At 63.7% G+C, this 22,599-nt stretch carries 17 protein-coding genes; 14 read left to right on the forward strand and 3 right to left on the reverse strand.

Annotated elements, in window-relative coordinates; all coding sequences use genetic code 11:
• Positions 1 to 114 precede the first annotated feature (114 nt).
• From aroQ to GN300_RS26950, 3 genes are read left to right on the forward strand one after another with little or no spacing between them, the layout of a single operon-like run.
• On the forward strand, positions 115 to 564 hold the full coding sequence (aroQ, locus tag GN300_RS26940) for a type II 3-dehydroquinate dehydratase (protein ID WP_007730969.1): 450 nt from the start codon (positions 115 to 117) through the stop codon (positions 562 to 564).
• Complete coding sequence (locus GN300_RS26945) at positions 564 to 1,442, forward strand: shikimate dehydrogenase (protein ID WP_063316240.1); 879 nt, start codon at positions 564 to 566, stop codon at positions 1,440 to 1,442. The genes aroQ and GN300_RS26945 overlap by 1 nt, the downstream gene beginning before the upstream one ends.
• Positions 1,439 to 3,352: a sugar phosphate isomerase/epimerase and 4-hydroxyphenylpyruvate domain-containing protein gene (locus GN300_RS26950; protein ID WP_030536642.1), complete on the forward strand. Its 1,914-nt coding sequence runs from the start codon at positions 1,439 to 1,441 to the stop codon at positions 3,350 to 3,352. The genes GN300_RS26945 and GN300_RS26950 overlap by 4 nt, the downstream gene beginning before the upstream one ends.
• Here the strand turns inward: GN300_RS26950 and fdhD are convergent.
• Positions 3,303 to 4,172 carry a formate dehydrogenase accessory sulfurtransferase FdhD gene (gene fdhD / locus GN300_RS26955; protein ID WP_003944453.1) on the reverse strand — a complete coding sequence of 290 codons (870 nt, stop codon included), beginning with the start codon at positions 4,170 to 4,172 and terminating at the stop codon, positions 3,303 to 3,305. The two genes, GN300_RS26950 and fdhD, sit on opposite strands and share 50 nt — an antisense overlap.
• Position 4,173: 1 nt before the next feature.
• Positions 4,174 to 6,483, reverse strand: a complete 2,310-nt coding sequence (locus GN300_RS26960; RefSeq protein WP_030536640.1) for an FdhF/YdeP family oxidoreductase — start codon at positions 6,481 to 6,483, stop codon at positions 4,174 to 4,176.
• 121 nt (positions 6,484 to 6,604) lie between these two features.
• Between GN300_RS26960 and GN300_RS26965 the strand changes: the two genes are divergently transcribed.
• The 3 genes from GN300_RS26965 to GN300_RS26975 all read left to right on the forward strand — a co-directional run bounded on the left by GN300_RS26965 (position 6,605) and on the right by GN300_RS26975 (position 10,336).
• The gene (locus GN300_RS26965) at positions 6,605 to 7,612 is read left to right on the forward strand and encodes an iron-siderophore ABC transporter substrate-binding protein (protein WP_030536639.1); all 1,008 of its coding nucleotides are present in this window, start codon (positions 6,605 to 6,607) and stop codon (positions 7,610 to 7,612) included.
• 63 nt (positions 7,613 to 7,675) lie between these two features.
• A complete protein-coding gene (locus tag GN300_RS26970) occupies positions 7,676 to 8,290 on the forward strand; it encodes a GNAT family N-acetyltransferase (RefSeq protein ID WP_030536638.1) in 615 nt (204 codons plus the stop codon).
• Between the two features lie 12 nt (positions 8,291 to 8,302).
• Entirely contained in the window at positions 8,303 to 10,336 is a 2,034-nt protein-coding gene (locus GN300_RS26975) for a S9 family peptidase (protein ID WP_050654660.1), read from the forward strand.
• Positions 10,337 to 10,407: 71 nt separating this feature from the next.
• Here the strand turns inward: GN300_RS26975 and GN300_RS26980 are convergent, their stop codons facing one another.
• Complete coding sequence (locus GN300_RS26980; RefSeq protein ID WP_063316239.1) at positions 10,408 to 11,109, reverse strand: hypothetical protein; 702 nt, start codon at positions 11,107 to 11,109, stop codon at positions 10,408 to 10,410.
• 172 nt (positions 11,110 to 11,281) lie between these two features.
• Between GN300_RS26980 and GN300_RS26985 the strand changes: the two genes are divergently transcribed.
• The 8 genes from GN300_RS26985 (at position 11,282) to obgE (ending at position 22,597) form a co-directional block, all read left to right on the forward strand.
• Positions 11,282 to 13,963: a valine--tRNA ligase gene (locus GN300_RS26985; RefSeq protein WP_063316294.1), complete on the forward strand. Its 2,682-nt coding sequence runs from the start codon at positions 11,282 to 11,284 to the stop codon at positions 13,961 to 13,963.
• Positions 13,960 to 15,399, forward strand: coding sequence for a folylpolyglutamate synthase/dihydrofolate synthase family protein (locus GN300_RS26990; protein WP_003944455.1), 1,440 nt, complete (start codon positions 13,960 to 13,962; stop codon positions 15,397 to 15,399). The genes GN300_RS26985 and GN300_RS26990 overlap by 4 nt, the downstream gene beginning before the upstream one ends.
• Entirely contained in the window at positions 15,396 to 15,836 is a 441-nt protein-coding gene (locus tag GN300_RS26995; protein ID WP_003944448.1) for a DUF4233 domain-containing protein, read from the forward strand. Before GN300_RS26990 ends, GN300_RS26995 begins: the two co-directional genes overlap by 4 nt.
• 18 nt (positions 15,837 to 15,854) lie before the next feature.
• Positions 15,855 to 16,274, forward strand: coding sequence for a nucleoside-diphosphate kinase (ndk, locus tag GN300_RS27000; protein WP_003944527.1), 420 nt, complete (start codon positions 15,855 to 15,857; stop codon positions 16,272 to 16,274).
• A 448-nt stretch (positions 16,275 to 16,722) separates the two neighbouring features.
• The gene (locus GN300_RS27005) at positions 16,723 to 19,971 is read left to right on the forward strand and encodes a translation initiation factor IF-2 N-terminal domain-containing protein (protein WP_063316238.1); all 3,249 of its coding nucleotides are present in this window, start codon (positions 16,723 to 16,725) and stop codon (positions 19,969 to 19,971) included.
• Positions 19,972 to 20,290: 319 nt separating this feature from the next.
• Positions 20,291 to 20,602 (forward strand): 50S ribosomal protein L21, encoded by a 312-nt coding sequence (gene rplU, locus GN300_RS27010; RefSeq protein ID WP_003944533.1) that lies wholly within the window; start codon positions 20,291 to 20,293, stop codon positions 20,600 to 20,602.
• 42 nt (positions 20,603 to 20,644) lie between these two features.
• A complete protein-coding gene (gene rpmA / locus GN300_RS27015; protein ID WP_003944532.1) occupies positions 20,645 to 20,914 on the forward strand; it encodes a 50S ribosomal protein L27 in 270 nt (89 codons plus the stop codon).
• 231 nt (positions 20,915 to 21,145) lie between these two features.
• Positions 21,146 to 22,597 carry a GTPase ObgE gene (gene obgE, locus GN300_RS27020; RefSeq protein WP_003944579.1) on the forward strand — a complete coding sequence of 484 codons (1,452 nt, stop codon included), beginning with the start codon at positions 21,146 to 21,148 and terminating at the stop codon, positions 22,595 to 22,597.
• Positions 22,598 to 22,599: the final 2 nt, after the last annotated feature.

Raw genomic sequence — 22,599 nt, forward strand, 5'->3', positions numbered from 1 at the left:
CTGTCAGCAGTTTGTCGACTTTGCTTGTCGAGTCCGCGTCGGGGGAGTAACGTCCAGTGAACTAACTCACTAGTTCGTACATTAGTTTCGAGCGTCAACCCCGAGGTGCCCCTGATGACTTCATCTCTACCGATTCTGGTCCTCAACGGGCCCAACTTGAATTTGTTGGGCCAGCGCCAACCGGAGTTCTACGGGAGAGACACGCTGGACGACGTAGTTTCCCGCTGTGAAGCGGCGGCCGCGAAGTTCGGAGCGGTGGTCGAGGCAAGGCAGTCGAACCACGAGGGCCAACTGATCGATTGGATCCACGAGGCCAGGGGAAACGTTGCGGGCATCGTCATCAATCCCGGTGGGTACTCGCATACCTCCGTTGCGTTGCGTGACGCTCTGGTCACACTCGATGCCCCCGTCGTGGAGGTGCACATCAGCAACATCCACAGTCGCGAAGAATTCCGTCACCACTCGTATGTCTCCGGGATCGCCGACGCTGTCATCTGCGGATTGGGAATCGACGGTTACAGCGCCGCAGTCGAATTCGTCTGCGTCCGAGAAGGGAAGAACTGATGAGTGATTCGATCCTCTGCGGTCTGATCGGCACCGGCATCGGAGCCTCCTTGACTCCGATCATGCACGAGGAGGAAGGGCGCAGACAGGGCCTGCCGTACGTCTACCGCATCCTCGATCTCGATGCGATGGGGATGGCGCCGTCGGACATCGGTGAACTTCTCACCTATGCACGACGTTTCGGGTTCCGCGGCCTCAACATCACTCACCCATGCAAGCAGTTGGTGATCGAGCACCTCGACGAGCTCTCGCCGGATGCGAGCCGGCTCGGAGCGGTGAACACGGTCCTCTTCGACTCCGGCAAGGCGATCGGACACAACACCGATTGGTCGGGCTTCGGCCGAAATTTCGACGACGGACTTCCCGGAGCACAGCTCGATCGCGTCGTGCAGCTCGGTGCCGGCGGAGCCGGTGCGGCGGTTGCCTATGCCGCGCTCACCCGTGGCGTCGGGACACTGACGTTGGTCGATTCGAGCCTGCCTCGCGCGCAGGAACTTGCACAAACCTTCGCGCAGCAGTTTCCGGCGCAGGTTGTCGAGGCGCGGCATACGAGCGACCTCGCCGAAGTGCTCGGCAAGGCAAACGGATTGATCCACGCGACGCCGATGGGAATGGCGGCTCATCCCGGAATGGCATTCTCGCCGGATCTGCTTCGCCCTGATCTGTGGGTGGCCGAAATCGTCTACCGTCCACTCGAAACCGAACTGTTGCGTCAGGCAAGGTTGATCGGAGCCCCGACGCTCAGCGGAGGCGGAATGACTGTCTTCCAGGCCGTCGACGCGTTCCGGATCTTCACGGGCATCGAGCCCGACAGTAGGCGGATGCTCGCGCACATGACGGAACTTGTACACGGCGAACAGACTGCGGCAGCGCTGTGAGTGCCCCGGTCCGGACGTCGATCGCGACGGTATCGCTCAGTGGCACTCTCGAGGAGAAGCTCGACGCCATCGCTGCTGCCGGCTTCGACGGCTTCGAGGTGTTCGAGCCGGATTTTGTTGCTTCGCCGTGGTCCCCGAAGGAATTACGAACGAGGGCTGCGGATCTGGGCTTGACCCTCGATCTGTATCAGCCGTTCCGTGACTTCGACACGGTGGACGAGGCCCAATTTGCTCGGAATCTTGTTCGAGTGCAACGCAAATTCGAGCTCATGGATCAACTGGGGTGCGAGACGCTCCTGGTGTGCTCCTCGCCCCTGCCGACCGCAAGTCACGATGACGGTCAGTTGACAGAGCAATTCGGAGCTCTCGCCGAACTGGCGTCCGAGCACGGCAAGAAGGTTGCCTATGAGGCGCTCGCGTGGGGTGCCCACGTCAACACGTACGGCCATGCGTGGCAGATCGTCGAGGGCGTCGACCATCCTTCGCTCGGTACCTGTCTGGACAGCTTTCACATCCTCTCGCGCGGTGACGATCCCGCCGGAATTCGCGAGATTCCCGGCGAGAAGATCTTCTTCCTCCAGTTGGCGGACGCTCCGTTCTTGGCGATGGACATCCTCCAGTGGAGCCGGCATCACCGAAACTTCCCGGGGCAGGGCAGCTTCGATCTCAATGCGTTCGCTCAGCATGTCTACGCCACCGGTTACGACGGACCGTGGTCGCTCGAGATCTTCAACGACGTATTCCGCCGCGCCGACACCCAGCGGACGGCAATCGACGCTCATCGGTCGCTCCTGCATCTGGAAGAACAGGTCGCCGCCGCGAACCCTGCCGCCGGTGGACCCACGCTGTTCACCGCCCCGGAGCGCACACCGCTCGAAGGAATCGTGTCTCTGCGAATCGCGGCGGGTCCGGCGAAACAGGACCAGGTGCACTCGATGCTCTCCCGCGTCGGTTTTCATCTTGTCGGACGGCACCACGATCACGATTTGCAGTTGTGGCGGCACGGACCGCTCACCGTTGCCGTGGATGCGACTGCGGGCACGGTGTGGACGGCGCCCGGGCTGCCTGCGGATCTACCGGTTCTCACTCAGATCGGCATCCGGGCAACCGAACCCGAGGTGTGGGGAGAGCGCGCTCTGGCTCTCGAAGTGCCGGCGACGCGCGTGCAGTTGCCGGGGTCGAGCGACGAGAACTCCGAGGTACCGGACGTCGTACGCCTGAAGGTCACCGATGCGACATCGATCGACCTTCGTGGCCCCGGCAGCGCTGCAGCGTGGGAATCGGCATTCGAGATCTACCCGCTGCCCGCCGAGCGCAATCGTGAACAGGGCGCAGTGTTCACCGGGATCGACCACGTGGCACTGGCGGTTCCGGCCGAGAGCTGGGACGGCATCATGCTGCTCCTGCGGTCCGTGTTCGAGATGCAACCACACGAGGGGCAGGACGTCACCGATTCTGTCGGCCTCATGCGAAGCCAGGCGCTCACGCTCGTTCAAGGCGGTGACGGACATACCCTGCGCATCTCGCTGAACATGGTGGAGGGAAGTCGAAGTGGGCTGCCGACGGTCCGTCGCGGCGGCGTCAGCCACGTCGCCTTCGCGTGTGAGAACATCTTCGGTGCCGCTGCGTCCATGCAGGACTGGGGATTTGCTCCGCTACCCATTTCCCCGAACTACTACGACGATCTGGACGCGCGTTTCGGACTGAATCCGGAACTGCTCGACCGGATGCGCAGCACCGGAATTCTTTACGACGCGGACGCTCACGGCGAGTTCTTCCACCTGTTCACCCCGACCGTCGGGGGAGACCTGTTCTTCGAGGTCGTGCAGCGGGTGGGTGGATACGAGGGCTACGGGGAAGTCAACTCCGCTGTGCGACTGTCGGCTCAGTTGCGTGCGAGTTCGACGTGACCTCGACTCGGTGCGGGTGCGAGTAGACGTTCATCGAATCGCCGCGGATGAAACCGGCGAGAGTCAGCCCGGACTCCTGCGCTAGTTCCACTGCCAGCGACGACGGCGCGGAGACAGCACCGAGGATCGGAATGCCGGCCATGACGGCCTTCTGGACGAGTTCGAACGACGCCCGCCCGCTGACGATCAAGATCGTGTCGTAGAGGGGCACTCGGCCGTCGGTGATGGCCCAACCGATCACCTTGTCGACGGCGTTGTGACGGCCGACATCCTCGCGCAGTGCAAGGAGTTCGCCGGTGGCGGTGAACAATCCGGCCGCGTGCAGGCCACCGGTGCGCTCGAAGATCCGTTGGCTCTCCCGCAGTGTGACCGGCATGGCCGACAGGATGGTCGAGGTGACGGAAGTCGTGTCACCGACCAGCGGATGTCGCGTCGTGGTTCGGACGGCGTCGAGCGAGGTCTTGCCGCACACTCCGCACGCGGAACTGACGACGGTGTTGCGGTCGGTGGTGTGGTCGGGCAACGGCACTCCGGGAGCGAGAGCGATGTCGAGGACGTTGTACGTGTTCGCACCGGATTCGTCGACGCCGTCGCAGTAGCGGACGACGCTCACGTCGTCGCGGGTGGCGATGACACCTTCGCTGAGAAGGAATCCGTGCACGAGATCGACGTCGTTGCCGGGGGTCCGCATCGTCACTGCCAGCACCTGACCGCCAACTCTCATTTCGAGTGGTTCCTCGACGGCCAGCGTGTCGGGGCGCGTGACGACCCGATCACCCGAGATTCGAACGACCGGTGTTCGTGCGGTGACTCGTCCCATCTCAGGCGCCCGATGCTTCGAGTCGAACGGTGACGGCCTTCGACACCGGCGTGTTCGACTTGGCTGCAACGTGTTCGAGGGGAACGAGCGGATTTGTCTCGGGGTAGTACGCCGCAGCATTGCCGCGCGGGGTGTCGTAGGAGACGATGCGGAATTCCGTGACCCGACGCTCTTCGAGTGTGCCGTCGGGTGTTGTCCACTCGGACACGATGTCGACGAGATCGCCGTCACGGAATCCGAGCGCGGTGATGTCTTCGGCGTTGACGAGGATGACTTTGCGTCCGCCCTTGATGCCGCGGTATCTGTCGTCGAGGCCGTAGATCGTGGTGTTGTACTGGTCGTGGCTGCGCATCGTCTGCAGAATCAGGCGCCCACTCGGAGTGGGTATCCAGTGCAGGTCGTTCACGCCGAAGTTGGCTTTGCCGGTGTGCGTGCGGAACTCACGCGAGTCACGCGGCGGGTGGGGGAGTTGGAATCCGTCTGGCTCTCGAACGCGGGAGTTGTAGTTTTCGCAGCCTGGCACTACCCGTGAGATGGAATCGCGGATCAGATCGTAGTTGCCCTCGAAGGCCGACCAGCGGACGGAGTGATCGTTGCCGAGTAGTTCGCGGGCGAGTTGGCAGATGATGGCGACTTCGCTACGCAGGTAGGGGCTGACCGGTGTGAGGCGTCCGCGCGACAGGTGCACCATGGACATCGAATCCTCCACGGAGACAAGCTGCTTTCCGCCGGCTTGGACGTCGAGGTCGGTGCGTCCGAGGGTGGGGAGGATGATCGCGGTCTGCCCGTGGACCACGTGACTGCGGTTCAGCTTGGTGGACACCTGCACGGTGAGTTCGCATTGACGCAACGCTGTTTCAGTCGCTGCGGTGTCCGGGCTTGCCTGGATGAAGTTGCCGCCCATCGCCATGAAGAAGCTTGCCTTGCCTGCGTTCATGGCGCGGATCGCGTCGACGGTGTCCCATCCGTGCTTGCGGGGACTCGAGATCGAGAACTCGGTATCGAGCGCGGCCAGGAACTCTTCCGGCATCTTTTCCCAGATGCCCATCGTGCGGTCACCCTGGACATTGGAGTGTCCTCGCACCGGACAAACGCCGGCACCGGGTTTGCCCATCATTCCACGCATGAGCAGCAGGTTGACTGCTTCTTCGATGGTGGCGACTCCGTGTGTGTGCTGAGTGATCCCCATGGCCCAGCAGGTGACGGTTCGCTCGGATCGGGCAAGTGCGGCAGCCGTTTCCTCGAGCTGTGCCATCGACAGACCCGTTGCCTCGAGTACCGTGTCGAGATCGACCGCGCGGATGTGCTTCTCGTATTCGTCCCAACCGGCGCAGTACCGGTCGACGAAAGCGCGGTCGACGACCGTCCCGGGAGCGCGATCTTCCTGCTCGAGCAGCAGCTTCCCCAGGCCTTGGAACAGCGCCATGTCGCCGCCCAGCCGGATCTGCAGGAACTCGTCCGCGATGTCGACTCCGTGCCCGATCACGCCGGACACCTTCTGTGGATCCTTGAACCTGCGCAATCCCGCCTCGGGCAGAGGATTGATGGCAATGATCTTGGCGCCGTTGCTCTTTGCCTTCTCCAGCGTCGAGAGCATTCGAGGGTGGTTGGTGCCGGGGTTCTGTCCGGCGATGAGGATGAGATCGGCGTTCTCGAGGTCGGGAACCGTCACCGAGCCTTTGCCGATGCCGATGGATTCGGTCAGTGCGCTTCCGGACGACTCGTGACACATGTTGGAACAGTCGGGCATGTTGTTGGTGCCGTAGCTGCGAATCATCAACTGGTAGAGAAACGCGGCTTCGTTGGACGTGCGACCGGAGGTGTAGAACACCGCTTCGTCCGGCGATGCGAGGCCGTTCAGATGTTCGGCGATCAGTGCGTACGCGCCGTCCCAGTCGATCGGCCGGTAATGGGTTGCTCCCGGCGTCAGGACCATCGGGTGCGTCAGTCGCCCCTGCTGTCCGAGCCAGTAGTCGGTCTTGCCTTCGAGATCGGCGATCGAGTGCTCCGCGAAGAATTCGGGTGTGACGGTGCGAAGCGTTGCTTCCTCGGCAACAGCCTTCGCTCCGTTCTCGCAGAATTCGGCGGGCTTGCGATGTCCGGGAGTCTCCGGCCACGCACACCCCGGGCAGTCGAAGCCGTGTCGCTGGTTGAGTCTGGTGAGCGTTCGGGCGGTCCGCAAGGCTCCCATCTGCTCGATTCCTCGTTGCAGCGACACCAGAACGGCCGGAACTCCGGCGGCGTAGTCCTTGGGGTGCGTGACTTCGAGATCCGATTCGTCGATGTCCTTCGAGGGGCCCTGGCGCGTCATGTCTCCATAGTGGCCCGAACGGCGCGGTACTGCCATCGAATGGGCCGGTCGAACTAGCCGGAATGAAGCTTTCATCGGCTAGCCTTACCTACCGAACCAGCAGACTTTAAGGGGTAGGAACATGGATCGAACGGACGCAGGTCGGCTGACCCGGCGCGGATTTCTGATCGGCACGTCGGGAGCGTTGCTGGCATTCGCCGCAGCCTGCTCCAGTTCGAACGACGAGGACACACCTCCCAGCGGTGACTCTGCGGAATCGATCACGCACAAGTTCGGGGCTACGGAGTTGCCCAAGGATCCGCAGCGGATCGTCAGTGTCGGATACAACGATCAAGATGCGATCCTGGCGCTCGGTGGGACCTTGGTCGGAACCTTCGACTGGTACGGCGATTACCCCTACGGAGTGTGGCCCTGGGCGCAGCCGCTGCTGAACGGGGCGACTCCCGAGATCATCGGAACTGCGGGCACCACCATTCAGATGGAGAAGGTCGCTGCCACGACACCCGACCTCATTGTCGGCACCTACTCCGGGCTCACTCAGGCGCAATACGACAAACTCAGTGCCATTGCGCCGACGGTGGCGCAGCCCAAGGAGTTCGCGGATTACGGAATCCCCTGGCAGAACCAGACGACCATCATCGGCGAAGCGTTGGGGCAGCAGGGTAAGGCCACCGAGCTGATCGCCGGCGTCGACCAGAAGTTCGCCGACGTGAAGACGGCCAATCCGGCGTTTGCCGGCAAGACCGTTCTGGTCGGCGCGTTGAAGGGGCCGGGGCAGTTCGGGGTCTACGGACCGGAAGACCCGAAGGTGCGGTTCTTCACCGAACTCGGATTCGTGAATCCGCCTGTCACCGATCAGATCACGGGTAACTTCGCCGAGATCAGCACCGAGCAACTCTCGCTCGCGGACGTCGACGTACTCGTCTGGTACGCCGGTGGCGGCTACGGCGACAAGCTTCGCGCGGAGCTGGACAAGACCCCGATCTACCAGGAACTCGACGTCGTGAAGGACGGCCGCGCGATCATTCTGGAAGACGCTGCTGCCGAAGCCATGACGTGGAGCACCGTACTGAGCTTGCCGTACGCGCTCGAACAGATTCCGCCGCGGATTGCGGGCTTGCTCGTCTGATCGGTTCAAGGACAGCGCTGTTCAAAGTCCAGTGATTCGGACAGTCGGCGGTACTCTCGCCTCATGGGTGTACACGTACGGCCGGCTGTCCGATCCGATATTCCGGCACTGTCGGCAGTGTTGGCCGAGGCGTTCGAAGATGATCCCTTGATGGCGTGGATGTTGCCGGACGAGGCCACCAGGGCTGATCGCCTGACGAAACTGTTTGCCGCAGAAGCTCGTTACCACCACCTCGCCGGGGGCGGCGTCGAGGTGGCCACCGACGACAACGGCCTGATCGGCGGGGCAACTCTGTGGGATCCGCCGGGGCGGTGGAAGCAGTCGTGGATTTCCGGGCTCGTGAGCCTGCCCGCAATGGTGCGTGTCTTCGGCAGGGGGCTACGACACGCGGCCGAGGTCAGCTCCGTTCTCGAAGGAGCACACCCGAATTCGCCGCACTGGTATCTCGCGACCGTCGGGACCGGCAGCGCGGCGCGCGGTGGGGGATACGGCAAAGCGCTGCTGAACTCTCGGTTGGAGCGTTGTGACCGTGAACATGTCGACGCTTACCTCGAGAGCAGCAAGGAATCGAACATCCCGTACTACAACCGCTTCGGTTTCGAAGTGACCCGTGACATCGTCATGCCAGGCGGCGGGCCGACGATCTACGCAATGATGCGTCAACCGCGGGGCGCGTGATACGAACTAGTGGTGACCCAGATTCCCGAGCTCCACGCAGGCACACCGTTCGACGAACTCGACGACTACATCGCTCTGGCCAGGTTGTCCGGCCTGGTGTTGTCACCTGACGGCTCGCTGCTGATCTGCGCGCGCGCCGTTCTCGACGACAAGAGCGCCGAATACGTGTCCTCGTTGTGGGAGATCGACCCGGAAGGCCGGCGTCCTGCGCGTCGGTTGACCTGGGGTTCGACCAGCGAGTCCGGTGCTGCCTTCGCGTTCGACGGCGACGTGCTCTTCACTGCCACGCGAGCCGTGCCGGGCGAGAGTGATCCGCAACCAGCACTCTGGCGCCTACCAGCGGCGGGCGGAGAAGCTCAGCTGCTGATCTCGCGTCCCGGTGGTGTCTCGTCGGTATCAGCGGCGAAGGCGGCGCCGACGTTCGTGGCCCAGACGTCGGTCATGGCTTCGGCGATCAGCCTCGACCAGGACGATCAGGTGCGATCGGCGCGCAAGGACAAGAAAGTCACGGCGATGCTGCACACCGGTTATCCGGTGCGCCACTGGGACCACGACCTGGGCCCCGATCATCCGCATCTGGTTGTGGCCGAGACGGATTCGAAGGAATCCGTCGAGTTGCGGGACATCACACCGACGGCAGGCGCAGCGCTGCGGGAGACGTCGACCACGATTTCCGACGACGGTCTCTTCGTCGTGACCACGTGGACTGTCGGCGATGCGAGTGCCGCCCGCCGATCGACGTTGGTTCGGATCGACACGGTGACCGGTGACCGAGTCACGCTTGTCGACGAGGCCGACGCGGACGTCTACAACCCGGTGCTCTCGCCGGACGGAACCAAGCTCGCGTTCATCCGGGAGACACTCACCACACCGGAGTCCGCACCACGAATGACTCTGCAGCTCTACGACTTCGGATCCGGTGCCGTGACCGGCGTCGCCGACGGCTGGGATCGCTGGCCTACCTCACTTGCCTGGCTACCCGACGGATCCGGGCTGGTCGTCACCGCTGACGACGGCGGCCGCGGTCCGATCTTCACCATCGACCTGTGGGGCCAACCAGTGCGCCTGACAGCCGACGACGCGGCTTACACCGACCTTCGAGTGGCGCCGGACGGTGAGTCGATCTACGCGTTGCGAGCCTCGTACGAAGCGCCCCCGCACGTGGTGCGGGTCGATCTGCGATCAGGTGAGATCACCGCACTTCGTGGGCCCGACACTTTGCCGGAGCTGCCGGGAACACTGACCGAGATCACCGCGCGTGCCGAGGACGGTTCGACGGTGCGTAGCTGGTTGGCGCTGCCGACGGGCGCCGCGCCGCATGCACCGGTGCCATTGCTTCTCTGGGTCCACGGCGGCCCACTCGGTTCGTGGAACACCTGGTCCTGGCGGTGGAATCCGTGGCTGCTCGTCGCCAAGGGCTATGCAGTACTGCTACCAGATCCCGCGCTCTCGACCGGATACGGCCAGGACTTCGTCCAGCGGGGGTGGGGTCAGTGGGGCAAGGCGCCCTTCACCGATCTGATGGCGATCACCGATGCTGCTGTCGCCCAGCCCGAGATCGACCCCAAGCGAACCGGCGCGATGGGTGGTTCGTTCGGTGGTTACATGGCCAACTGGATTGCCGGACATACCAACCGTTTCGACGCCATCGTCACCCACGCGAGTCTGTGGGCACTCGATCAATTCGGCCCGACGACGGACGCTGCCTGGTACTGGCAGCGCGAGATGTCGCCTGAGATGGCCGTCGAGAATTCGCCGCATCTGTACGTCGCGGACATCACGACTCCGATGCTGGTCATCCATGGCGACAAGGACTACCGGGTTCCGATCGGTGAGGGCTTGCGACTCTGGTACGAACTGCTTGCCGAGTCAGGTCTGCCCGCCGACGACGACGGGAAAACGGACCATCGCTTCCTCTACTTCCCCGACGAGAATCATTGGGTGCTCAAGCCGCAGCACACCAAGATCTGGTACGAGGTGGTCACCGCGTTCCTCTCCGAGCACGTTCTCGGCGAAGATGTCGCGCTACCGGAGATTCTGGGCTGAACCCGCGCGTGCCTCGTTCGGATGAAACACCGAACGAGGCACGAGCGTCTTCGCGTGGATCCGGACCGGAATCAGGCGCCGGGGCAACGAACGGTGTACGACCACTCGGTGTGGTCAGGGCCCGTGACGCGAACCAGAACGGACGACGCCCCACCGGCGGGCACGTTGACGACAGCCGAACCGGTTCCCTCGTTGATGTCGTCGCCGATGTATCCGGTGCTGTGGATCAACCGTCCTTCGTAGTACACCTCGATCAGGTCCGGGATGTCCTCGGTTTCGTAGCCGAGTACGAACGACGTCGGTCCGCCGCGGCCGAGCTCGTGCTTGGTGCTGGTGATTCCTGCGCCGCCGGAGACCGTCGAGGCGTCGCAGCGCTGCGTGGGTGCAAACGATCCGCCGCCGCCGCTGCCGCTGGCCAGGCCACTGAGAATGTCCCTGACGTTGCCACTGGCCAGGCCGTTGACGATGTCCGTCGCGCTGGTCGAACCGGCGTTCAGGCCGCCGAGGACGTCGTTGAGGTTCCCAGTGGCAATCCCGCCGACGATGTCGCCCACGCTGCCGCTGGCGATGCCGTTTGCGATGTCGTTCCCGATATCGCCGACGCTTCCGTTGATCGTGGCGCTGCCACTGTCGATGCTTCCTTGCACACTTTCTTCGATGCCGGGGGCAGCGGACGCAGTCGCCGGAAGCACGAGGGCAACCGCCGCTCCGATCGTCGCGGCCGCCGCCAAGGTTCGAACGCCGGGACGGCGAGAACTCCAGTTGTTCAACATATTTGCTCCACAGGTAGTTGGTCGGTCGTCCTTCAGAGCGATCCTGTCAGCGGAGCGGATCGGTGAATATCGTTTGTTCGGATGACCCCGGACTGCGGGGCAGTCGTTCGTGTGCGCCGCGGCGGCCGACGGGCGAATTCGTTCACGACGGGGGAGTCATTAGGATCAAGTGGTGACCAGTGCAGCTCCAGAGAACCCCCAGACCCCCGCCGACGCCCTACCCAAGAGCTGGGACCCCAGCGCTGTAGAGGCCGATCTGTATCAAGGCTGGGTAGACGCCGGGTACTTCCAGGCCGACGCGACCAGCGACAAGCCCGGCTACTCCATCGTGCTGCCGCCCCCGAACGTCACGGGCAGCTTGCACATGGGCCATGCCCTGGATCACACCCTCATGGACGTGCTCAGCCGTCGCAAGCGGATGCAGGGCTACGAGGTGCTGTGGCTACCTGGCATGGATCACGCCGGTATCGCCACGCAGTCCGTCGTCGAGAAGCAGCTCGCTGCCGACGGCAAGACAAAGGAAGATTTCGGCCGCGAGCTCTTCATCGACAAAGTTTGGGACTGGAAGCGCGAATCGGGTGGAACCATCGGGGGCCAGATGCGGCGCATCGGTGACGGTGTCGACTGGAGTCGCGATCGTTTCACGATGGACGAGGGCCTCTCGCGCGCCGTTCAGACCGTCTTCAAGCGCATGTTCGACGAGGGTCTGATCTACCGCGCCGAGCGTCTCGTGAACTGGTCGCCGGTGCTGCAGACCGCGATCTCCGACATCGAGGTGAAGTTCGAGGACGTCGAGGGTGAGCTGGTTTCCCTGCGCTACGGCTCGCTCGACGACAACGAGCCGCACGTCATCGTCGCGACCACTCGCGTCGAGACGATGCTCGGTGATACCGCAGTGGCGGTCCATCCCGAGGACGAGCGCTACAAGCACCTCATCGGCACCACTCTCGATCATCCGTTCACCGGGCGTCAGATCCCGATCATCGCGGACGACTACGTCGACCCCGAGTTCGGAACCGGCGCTGTGAAGATCACGCCGGCTCACGATCCCAACGACTTCGAGATGGGCCTGCGGCACAACCTGCCGATGCCCACCATCATGGACAAGACCGGCAAGATTGCCGACACCGGAACCGAATTCGACGGAATGGACCGCTTCGAGGCTCGCGTCAAGGTTCGCGAAGCTCTCGCCGAGCAGGGGCGCGTCGTCGCCGAGAAGCGCCCGTACCTGCACAGCGTCGGGCACTCCGAGCGCAGTGGCGAGGCCATCGAGCCTCGTCTCTCGTTGCAGTGGTGGGTCAAGGTCGAGACGCTCGCCAAGGCTGCGGGTGACGCGGTTCGCAACGGGGACACCGTCATTCACCCGGCGAGCCAGGAGCCACGCTGGTTCGACTGGGTCGACAACATGCATGACTGGTGCATTTCCCGTCAGCTCTGGTGGGGTCACCGCATTCCGGTCTGGTACGGCCCCGAGGGTGAAGTTGCGTGCTTCGGTCCTGACGAAACGGCGCCGGAAGGCTGGGTCCAGGATCCCGACGTCCTCGATACCTGGTTCTCCTCCGGACTGTGGCCCTTCTCGACGATGGGCTGGCCGGACAATACGCCCGAACTCGAAAAGTTCTATCCCACCAGCGTTCTCGTCACCGGCTACGACATCCTGTTCTTCTGGGTCGCCCGCATGATGATGTTCGGCACCTACGTGTCCGAGGACGAGTCGATCACCGCCGGTCCGGGTAAGTCCGGCGCGCAGATGCCGTTCAAGGACGTGTTCCTGCACGGACTGGTCCGCGATCAGTACGGCAAGAAGATGTCGAAGTCTCGCGGCAACGGTATCGACCCACTCGACTGGGTCGATCGTTTCGGCGCCGACGCCCTGCGATTCACACTTGCACGCGGCGCCAACCCGGGCAGCGACCTGTCCGTCGGTGAGGATTCGGCGCAGTCCTCGCGCAACTTCGCGACCAAGTTGTTCAACGCGACCAAGTTCGCTCTGATGAACGGCGCTGCTCCCGCGCCGCTGCCCGCTCGAAGCGAACTGACCGACGCCGATCGTTGGATCCTCGACCGTCTCGACGCGGTCCAGGCCGAGGCGGACGCCGCATTCGATCGCTACGAGTTCAGCAAGGCGTGCGAAGGCCTGTTCCACTTCGCGTGGGACGAGGTCTGTGACTGGTACCTCGAACTCGCCAAGGTGCAGTTCGCCGCCGACGAGGCCGTCGCCGCGAACACCCGCGCCGTGCTCGGCAACGTTCTCGATGCACTGCTCCGCCTCCTGCACCCGGTCATTCCGTTCGTGACCGAAACCCTGTGGAAGGTGCTCACCGGCGGCGAGTCCGTCGTCGTCGCCGAATGGCCCACGTTGTCCGGTGAGGCAGTCGACGCCCAGGCCGCAACCAGGATCGAAGACACGCAGAAGCTGATCACCGAGGTGCGACGATTCCGAAACGATCAGGGACTCAAGCCTTCCCAGAAGGTCCCGGCTCGTGCGTCCGGGCTTTCGGAGGCCGGCATGGACGGCCAGTTCGCCTACGTGGCGGCGCTGGCCAAGCTGACCGAACCCGAAGAGGGATTCACCGCGTCGATCTCCGTCGAGGTGCGCCTGAGCCAGGGCACCGTCACTGTCGACATCGACACCTCGGGCACCATCGACCTCGGCGCGGAGAAGAAGCGGCTCGAAAAGGACCTCGCGGCAGCGCAGAAGGAGCTCGTCACCGCTGACAACAAGCTGGCGAACGAGGCCTTCCTGGCGAAGGCGCCCGACGCCGTCGTGGACAAGATCAAGACACGTCGCCAGATCGCCGTCGAAGAGATCGAGCGCATCACGGGACGTCTGAAGGAGTTGGCCGACAAGTGAGTTCGTACGAGCCGTCCCAATTCGACGCTCAGAGTTCGGTTCCGACTCCGGTCGACATCGCCGAACTGGCGCTGGTGGAAGCAGAACTCGACAAGCGTTGGCCCGAGACCAAGATCGAGCCGTCACTGACTCGCATCGAGGCGCTCATGGATGTCCTGGGCTCGCCTCAGCACAACTATCCGTCGGTGCACGTCACGGGAACCAACGGTAAGACGTCGGTGACGCGCATGATCGATTCGTTGATGACGGCTCTGCATCGTCGCACCGGGCGAACCACCAGCCCTCATCTGCAGATCGCGACCGAGCGGATCAGCATCGACGGTCATCCGATCTCGCCGCGGCTCTACGTGGACACGTTCCGCGAGATCGAGCCGTACGTGCAGATGATCGACGCACAGTCGGAGGAAGCCGGGGGACCGGCGATGAGCAAGTTCGAAGTGCTCACCGCCATGGCCTATGCGGCCTTCGCGGAGGCGCCGGTCGACGTCGCCGTGGTCGAGGTCGGCCTCGGCGGACGCTGGGACGCCACCAACGTGATCGACGGGCAGGTTGCGGTGATCACGCCGATCAGCCTCGATCACGCCGAGTACCTGGGCACCGACCTGGCCGGGATCGCGGAGGAGAAGGCCGGGATCATCAAGAAGGGCCGCGAGGACCTGGTTCCGGTGGACACCGTCGCGATCATCGCCGAGCAGACTCCCGAAGTCATGGAGGTATTGCTGCGGCGTGCTGTCGAGGTGGAGGCCGCGGTCGCTCGTGAAGGCTCGGAGTTCAAGGTGCTTGCTCGCCAGATCGCGGTGGGCGGACAGCAGCTCGAACTTCAAGGCTTGAGCGGTGTGTACACCGACATCTTCCTCCCCCTTCACGGTGAGCATCAGGCGCGCAACGCCGCGCTCGCGCTCGCTGCCGTAGAAGCGTTCTTCGGTGCCGGTCCGGATCGACAACTGGATCAGGATGCAATCCGCAACGGGTTCGCCTCCATCGTCAATCCTGGTCGCCTCGAACGTGTTCGGAGTGCGCCGACCGTCTTTCTCGACGCCGCCCACAATCCTGACGGTGCCCGCGCTCTCGCGGCCGCACTGGCCGCCGAGTTCGACTTCCGCAAGCTCGTGGGAGTGGTCAGCGTCATGGCGGACAAGGACGTCGACGCCATCTTGACTGCATTCGAATCCGTCTTCGACGAGATCGTCGTCACCCACAACGGGTCACCCCGGGCGATGGACGTCGAAGAACTGGCGAACATCGCCGTCGCGAAGTTCGGCGACGAGCGCGTCGTCGTTGCGCCGGTGCTTGCCGACGCGTTGGAAGTCGCGATCGAAATCGCCGAGCAGGTCGCCGAACCCGGTGAGGCCGTATCAGGGGCGGGTGTGGTGGTGACGGGATCCGTCGTGACCGCAGGCGCCGCCCGCACGCTGTTCGGAAAGGACCCCGCGTGAGTACCCCGTCAGATGCCAATCCCGAGTCCGGAGACCACGAGCCCGGAGACACTGCCGGCGAGTTCGGGCCGCCGACCAAGGACCCGTGGAAAAGCTTCCGCGGAGTGATGGCCGGAACCCTGATCCTCGAGGCGATCGTCGTGCTGCTGGCTTTGCCGGTTGTCGCGGTCGTCGGCGGAGGCCTCACCGCGGCCTCCGCGGGATTCATCATCGGGTTGGCGGTACTGATGATTCTGGGTGCGGGCATCCAGGGCAAGCCGTGGGCGATGGGGTTCAACGTCGCGCTGCAGGTGATCCTTCTGTTCGGTTTCTTCGTCCACCCGTCGATCGCCGGTGTCGCGATCACCTTCGGGATCGTCTGGGGATACCTCGTCTACCTGCAGAGAGACATCAAGCGCCGGATGGACAAGGGCCTGCTTCCCGGTCAGCGGGACTGACCATTTAGGCTGTCCGCTGTGACTGAGCGCACCCTCGTACTGATCAAGCCCGACGCCGTTGCCCGTGGATACGTAGGAGAAATCCTCAGCCGTATCGAGCGCAAAGGCCTGACAATTGCAGCACTCGACCTCCGCGTAGCTTCCGAAGAGGTGGCTGGTAGCCACTACGCAGAACACGCCGAGCGTCCGTTCTACCCGAGCTTGTTGGAGTTCATCACCTCCGGTCCGCTGGTGGCCGCAGTGCTCGAAGGCCCCCGCGCCATCGCTGCTTTCCGTCAGTTGGCCGGCGGAACCGACCCGGTCGACAAGGCTCTTCCGGGTACGATCCGCGGCGACTTCGGACTCGAAGCGCAGCAGAACCTCGTTCACGGCAGCGACTCCGTGGAGTCGGCAGAGCGTGAAATCGCTCTGTGGTTCCCCGCGCTGTCGTCCATCTGAATCTCCGATCGGGCCTCTGGCCCACATGAACGGGCCTTCGGCCCACATCTCCACAGCGAATTCTCGGCACGTATCCCACATCGGTGCGCCCTTTGCAGTTGCAGGCGCGTTGGTGTGGGATACTGCTTTCAGTTGAACCGCAATTTGTTTTACGCACGTTCAACCGGATGACACCTAGGTTCGATGCCCTTTCATCGCTGCTCCAGGTCAACAGGAAATCCCTGGACCTCTGCACGCTGGATGATCAGGCGCTCGCGCACAGGACAACGGCCATCCAGCCAGGCACTTCATGTGCTCGCAGTGAATAACGGGCATTGCGGACCATGCGGAGCGAGACCTTACAATCTCGTACTCACTTCTGAGTGCGAGTACACACAGCACGCTCCCGCGTGGCCGCGTGACAACTCGACTTCTGGGTTGGACGCGCCCGGGGGCTGAGGAGACTTACGTGGCCGATCAATCCCCAACCGAATCAGATTCCAGCACCACCCCGGAATTTCCCGACAAGATGCGCGTACACGCGCTGGCGAAGCTGCTCGGCGTCACCAGCAAGCAGGTCCTTGCCGAAGCCGCAGCGCTCGGTACCGAATTGCGCAGCGCGCAGTCGAGTCTCCACCGTGACGTCGCTCAGCGGATTCATGCCTCGTTGACTTCCGCGGCCGAGGCCATCGAGCCCGTCGTCGCCGAGCTCGACACCCTCATCGACCCGGTTGTCGAGGCGCCGGTTGCCGAGGAGCCTGCTGCAGAAGCTCCCGTGGAGGCTGCTCCTGTTGCAGAGGCTCCGGCCGAGAAGCCTGTCAGGGCTCGTCGCACTCGCAAAAAGGTCGTCGTCGAAGAACCTGCAGCAGAAGAAACAGTGGATCCGGCTGTCGCCGAGATCAGCGCTGGACTCGACGCCGCAGCTGCGCTGCAGAGCAAGGAAGCCGAGCAGTCCGATCTGTTCACTTCCTTCGAGGCGCCGCAGACCCATCAGCCCGAGGTGGCTCCCGCCGCGCCGCAGGTTCCGCTGTTCCTGCAGCCGGATCTCGAGGCAGCCGAGGTGGCCCCGCGTCGCCGTCGTGCCCGCCGTGAACCCGCCGCACCGGCGGTAGTCGAAGAGAAGCAGGCAACTGCGGAAACCGAAACAGTCGCACCCGAGGTCTCACCGGTTGTAGTTCCAGCCGTCGAAGAGCCGGCTGTGACCGCCCCGCAAACCGAGGGTGAGAGCGCCGAGTCCGAGGACGAGGACGACGATCAGCCGCGTCGCCGTCGTCGTGGACGCCGTGGACGTGGACGTGGTCGCGGTGAACAGGGTGGCGAGCAGGGTTCGGACGAAGAGTCGGATACCGCTACCGAATCGGAGCAGGAATCTGCCCCTGCGGCAGTCGAGAAGCAAACCGACGACGCTGCCGGCGAAGAATCCGGTGATAAGTCCGAGTCCACCGCTGATGCGGATTCCGAGAATGCCGACGATTCCGATCTCGATGCCGACGGATCGAGCCGCCGTCGCCGCCGCCGTCGTCGTCGCAAGACCGGCACCGACGGCGCCACCGACGCGACTGCGACGTCCGAGGACGATCCGCCGAACACCGTCGTTCACGAGCGCGAACCTCGCAACAAGACCCGCGTCAAGGACGAGGTCCAGGGCATCAGTGGTTCGACACGTCTGGAAGCGAAGCGTCAGCGTCGCCGCGACGGTCGTGACGCCGGCCGACGTCGCCCACCGATCCTGACCGAGTCGGAGTTCCTCGCGCGTCGTGAGGCCGTCGATCGCGTCATGGTCGTGCGCGATCGGGCAGACAGCGGTCAGCCGCATGCGACTACACAGGTAGCAGTCCTCGAAGACGGAGTGCTGGTCGAGCACTTCGTCACCAACTCGGCGTCCGCGTCGATGGTCGGCAACGTGTACCTCGGACGTGTCCAGAACGTGCTCCCCAGCATGGAAGCTGCGTTCATCGACATCGGACGTGGCCGCAACGGTGTTCTCTACGCCGGTGAGGTCAACTGGGAGGCTGCCGGTCTCGGTGGCAACTCGCGCAAGATCGAGCAGGCCCTCAAGCCGGGCGATCAGGTGCTCGTTCAGGTCAGCAAGGATCCGGTCGGTCACAAGGGTGCTCGACTGACCACACAGATTTCGCTTGCCGGTCGTTTCCTCGTCTACGTGCCCGGTGGTACGTCCACGGGTATCAGCCGCAAGCTTCCGGACACCGAGCGCAAGCGTCTCAAGGAAATCTTGCGCGACATCGTTCCCGCCGACGCCGGCGTGATCATTCGCACGGCGTCCGAGGGCGTCAGCGAAGAAGAGTTGGCGCGCGACGTGACTCGTCTGCAGGCTCAGTGGGCCGGCATCGAGGAGCAGGCTGCGGCTGCGGACACCGGTAAGTCCGGCAACCCGCAGGCGCTGTACGAAGAGCCTGACATGCTGGTCAAGGTCATTCGTGATCTGTTCAACGAGGACTTCTCCAAGCTGGTCATCGAGGGCGAGAAGGCGCACACGACGGTCGAGAACTACATCAACTCCGTTGCGCCCGACCTGCTTCCGCGGCTCGAGAAGTACACGCCGAACAACGGTATCGACGTCTTCGCGGCTCGCCGTATCGACGAGCAGTTGGCCAAGGCACTCGATCGCAAGGTGTGGCTGCCGTCCGGCGGCACCCTGGTGATCGACCGCACCGAGGCCATGACCGTCGTCGACGTCAACACCGGCAAGTTCACCGGAGCCGGCGGAAACCTCGAAGAGACCGTCACCCGTAACAACCTCGAAGCGGCCGAGGAGATCGTTCGCCAGATGCGCCTGCGGGACATCGGCGGAATGATCGTCGTCGACTTCATCGACATGGTTCTCGAATCGAACCGGGACCTGGTCCTGCGTCGGCTCACCGAATGCCTGGGTCGCGATCGCACGCGCCATCAGGTGTCGGAGGTCACGTCACTCGGGCTCGTGCAGATGACGCGCAAGAAGTTGGGCACCGGATTGGTCGAGGCCTTCTCGACCACCTGTGAGCACTGCCACGGCCGCGGCATCATCGTCCATTCCGAGCCCGTCGAGGTGAAGTCCTCGGACGACGGAGGATCGCGTTCGGGCTCGCAGCGCAGTGATTCCGGTACCTCGCGCAAGAACAAGCGTGGCCGCGGAGACAAGTCGGCTTCGACCGAGTCCAACGGACAGGAAGCTCCGGCGCCGGAGGTTCCGGCCGTCGACGCGACGGTCAAGCGGGCTCATCCGGTGGCATTGGCGATGGCCTCGCATCACCACGACGACGACGAGACCGTCGCGGCCGACTCGACCGAGTCTGATTCCGCCGGTGTGTCTTCGGGGGACGATGCATCCAAAAGTGCCGATCGGCAACAAGATCGGCCGATCGATACTCCTGCTGCTGCTGAGCACCATGACGTTCCTGTTGTGGACTCTGCTGCGGAAGAAGTATCCGCAGTGGACAACGAGTCGGCCGCAGCTTCGACCGAAGCAGCTCCGCGCGGTCGTCGGCGTAGTCGCCGGGCGTCGCGGGCAGCGTCGGCACCGGTTGCCGAGGCAGCTCCCGAGGTGGGCACGGTCTTCGTGATTCCGACTCCGGAACCCGTGACAGAAGCGGTCGTGGAAAACGTTCCGGCTCCGGCCACCGAAGCTCCGGCTGAGGAAGAAGTTGTCGTCGTCAAGCGACCCCGTCGCAGGCGTGCAGCAGCACGTCCCGCAGGGCCTCCGGTAGACGGAGAGTAAGAACTACTGGCTTTCGGTCGGTTGGATGACTTCGCGATGAGCGAGGACATCCAACCGTTATCCGAAGTTTCAGCTGGTAGAAGCAGTACAGAGTAGTAAGCACCACCCCTCGGCGGGGCGGTTTGACCCTGACGGTTGCTTTCCCGTAACCTTGGAGGGTCGCCACCCGGCGGTAGAGATTCCGTGTGCCTAGAGTGCGCGTGAATGTCCCGGTACGTCAGTGCCGAGCCGAGGTGACATAAACCAGACCAGTCGCGATGCATTTGAAGCCTCAGGCAGCAGCGCGAGCAAGTTCGAAGAAGCAAGGGGTAGCCCTCCGATGGCAACGTACGCGATCGTCAAGACCGGCGGAAAGCAGTACAAGGTCGCTGTTGGTGACCTCGTCAAGGTCGAGAAGATCGAGGGTGAGCCCGGCACTGCTGTCTCGCTTGCTCCCGTTCTCGTGGTCGACGGATCCGACCTGACCACCGACGCGGCCAAGCTGGCCAAGGTCGCAGTCACCAGTGAGATCGTCGAGCACACCAAGGGCCCGAAGATCCGCATCCACAAGTTCAAGAACAAGACCGGTTACCACAAGCGTCAGGGCCACAGGCAGCCGATCACGGTGCTCAAGGTCACGGGCATCAAGTAACCAGTTCTTTCTAGCTAATTTCACCCGAGGAGGGTCAATAGCATGGCACATAAGAAGGGTGCATCCAGCTCCCGTAACGGTCGCGATTCAAACGCCCAGCGCCTCGGCGTGAAGCGCTTCGGCGGCCAGTCGGTCAGCGCAGGCGAAATCCTGGTTCGCCAGCGCGGCACGCACTTCCACCCCGGCGTCAACGTCGGCCGTGGCGGCGACGACACCCTGTTCGCTCTCGCTGCCGGTGCAGTCGAGTTCGGCCAGAAGCGTGGACGCAAGACCGTGAACATCGTTCCGGCCGTCGTTGCGGCTGAGGTCTAGTCTTTCTCGCTAGTTGTGCGTCATCGGTTCTACTTCGGTAAGCCGGTTCTGCTTTCGGTAAGAGAGTGACGCGTTCCAAGCTCCCGATAGGGGCGGACCAGGGTTGAAATAACCCGGTCCGCCCCTATCGTTTGTTTAAGCAGTACCCGTTTTGCCCCGAGCAACCCTGCTCACCAGAAGTTCAGCTCATCGCGTGAGACCCGCAATTGACTGAGGAAGGATCCGGCAGTCATGTCCCGATTCATTGACCGTGTTGTGCTGCACGTCAGCGCTGGAAAAGGCGGCAATGGTTGCGCCTCCGTACACCGCGAGAAGTTCAAACCGCTCGGCGGTCCGGACGGTGCCAACGGAGGTCGCGGTGGCGACGTCATCCTCGTGGTCGACGAGAACATCCACACCCTCCTCGACTTTCACTTCCATCCCAACGCGAAGGCGACCAACGGCAAGCAGGGCGCCGGCAGTAACCGCGAGGGTGCAAACGGTGAAGACCTCATCCTCAAGGTTCCGGATGGAACTGTGGTTCTCGATACCGACGGCAACGTGCTTGCCGACCTCGTGGGAGTCGGTTCACGCTTCGACGCCGCTCAGGGCGGCCGCGGCGGACTCGGCAACGCAGCACTCGCCTCGAAAGCCCGCAAAGCTCCCGGTTTCGCACTCCTCGGTGAGGACGGTGTCGAGCGTGACCTGGTTCTCGAACTCAAGTCGGTAGCCGACGTCGGTCTGCTCGGATTCCCCTCCGCCGGTAAGTCCTCGCTTGTGTCCGTTCTCTCTGCGGCCAAGCCGAAGATCGCCGACTACCCCTTCACAACTCTGGTCCCCAACCTCGGCGTCGTCTCGAGCGGTGACACCACCTTCACCGTCGCCGACGTGCCCGGGCTGATCCCCGGTGCAAGCGAAGGCCGCGGTTTGGGCCTGGACTTCCTGCGCCACATCGAACGCTGCGCCGTATTGGCGCACGTGATCGACTGCGCCACCCTCGATCCGGGACGTGACCCGATCTCCGACATCGACGCCCTGGAAGCAGAGCTGGCCGCGTACACGCCCGCGCTCTCCGGCGACTCGGGACTCGGTGACCTCGACAAGCGCCCGCGCGTCGTCATCCTCAACAAGACCGACGTTCCCGAGGCCGCCGAATTGGCCGAAATGGTCACGCCTGAGATCGAAGCTCGCGGATGGCCGGTCTTCACCATCTCGGCGGTGAGCCGAGAAGGATTGCGACCGTTGACATTCGCGCTGGCGAAGATGGTCCGCGACTACCGTGAAGCTCATCCGAAGCCCGAGCCGAAGCGCCAGGTCATTCGCCCGGTCAAGGTCAAGGATTCCAGCTTCACCATCGAGAAGGATCCCGATATTCCCGGTGGGTTCGTCGTCCGAGGCACCCGCCCGGAGCGGTGGATTCGTCAGACCGCCTTCGACAACGACGAGGCCGTTGGTTACCTCGCCGACCGTCTTGCTCGATTGGGCGTCGAGGACGCATTGGTCAAGAAGGGCGCTCAGCCAGGAGCTTCCGTCACCATCGGTGACGTCAGCTTCGAGTGGGAGCCGATGACGCCGGCCGGTATCGATCTGACCCGCACGGGCCGTGGAACCGACCCGCGTCTCGATCAGGTGGAGCGCATCGGCGCCGACGAGCGCAAGCACGCGCGTCGAGTCCGCCGCGGCTTGCTCGACGAAGACGCTTGACC

The organism is Rhodococcus sp. Ni2 (assembly GCF_021352185.1).
GTDB classification, from domain to species: Bacteria; Actinomycetota; Actinomycetes; order Mycobacteriales; family Mycobacteriaceae; genus Rhodococcus_F; species Rhodococcus_F qingshengii.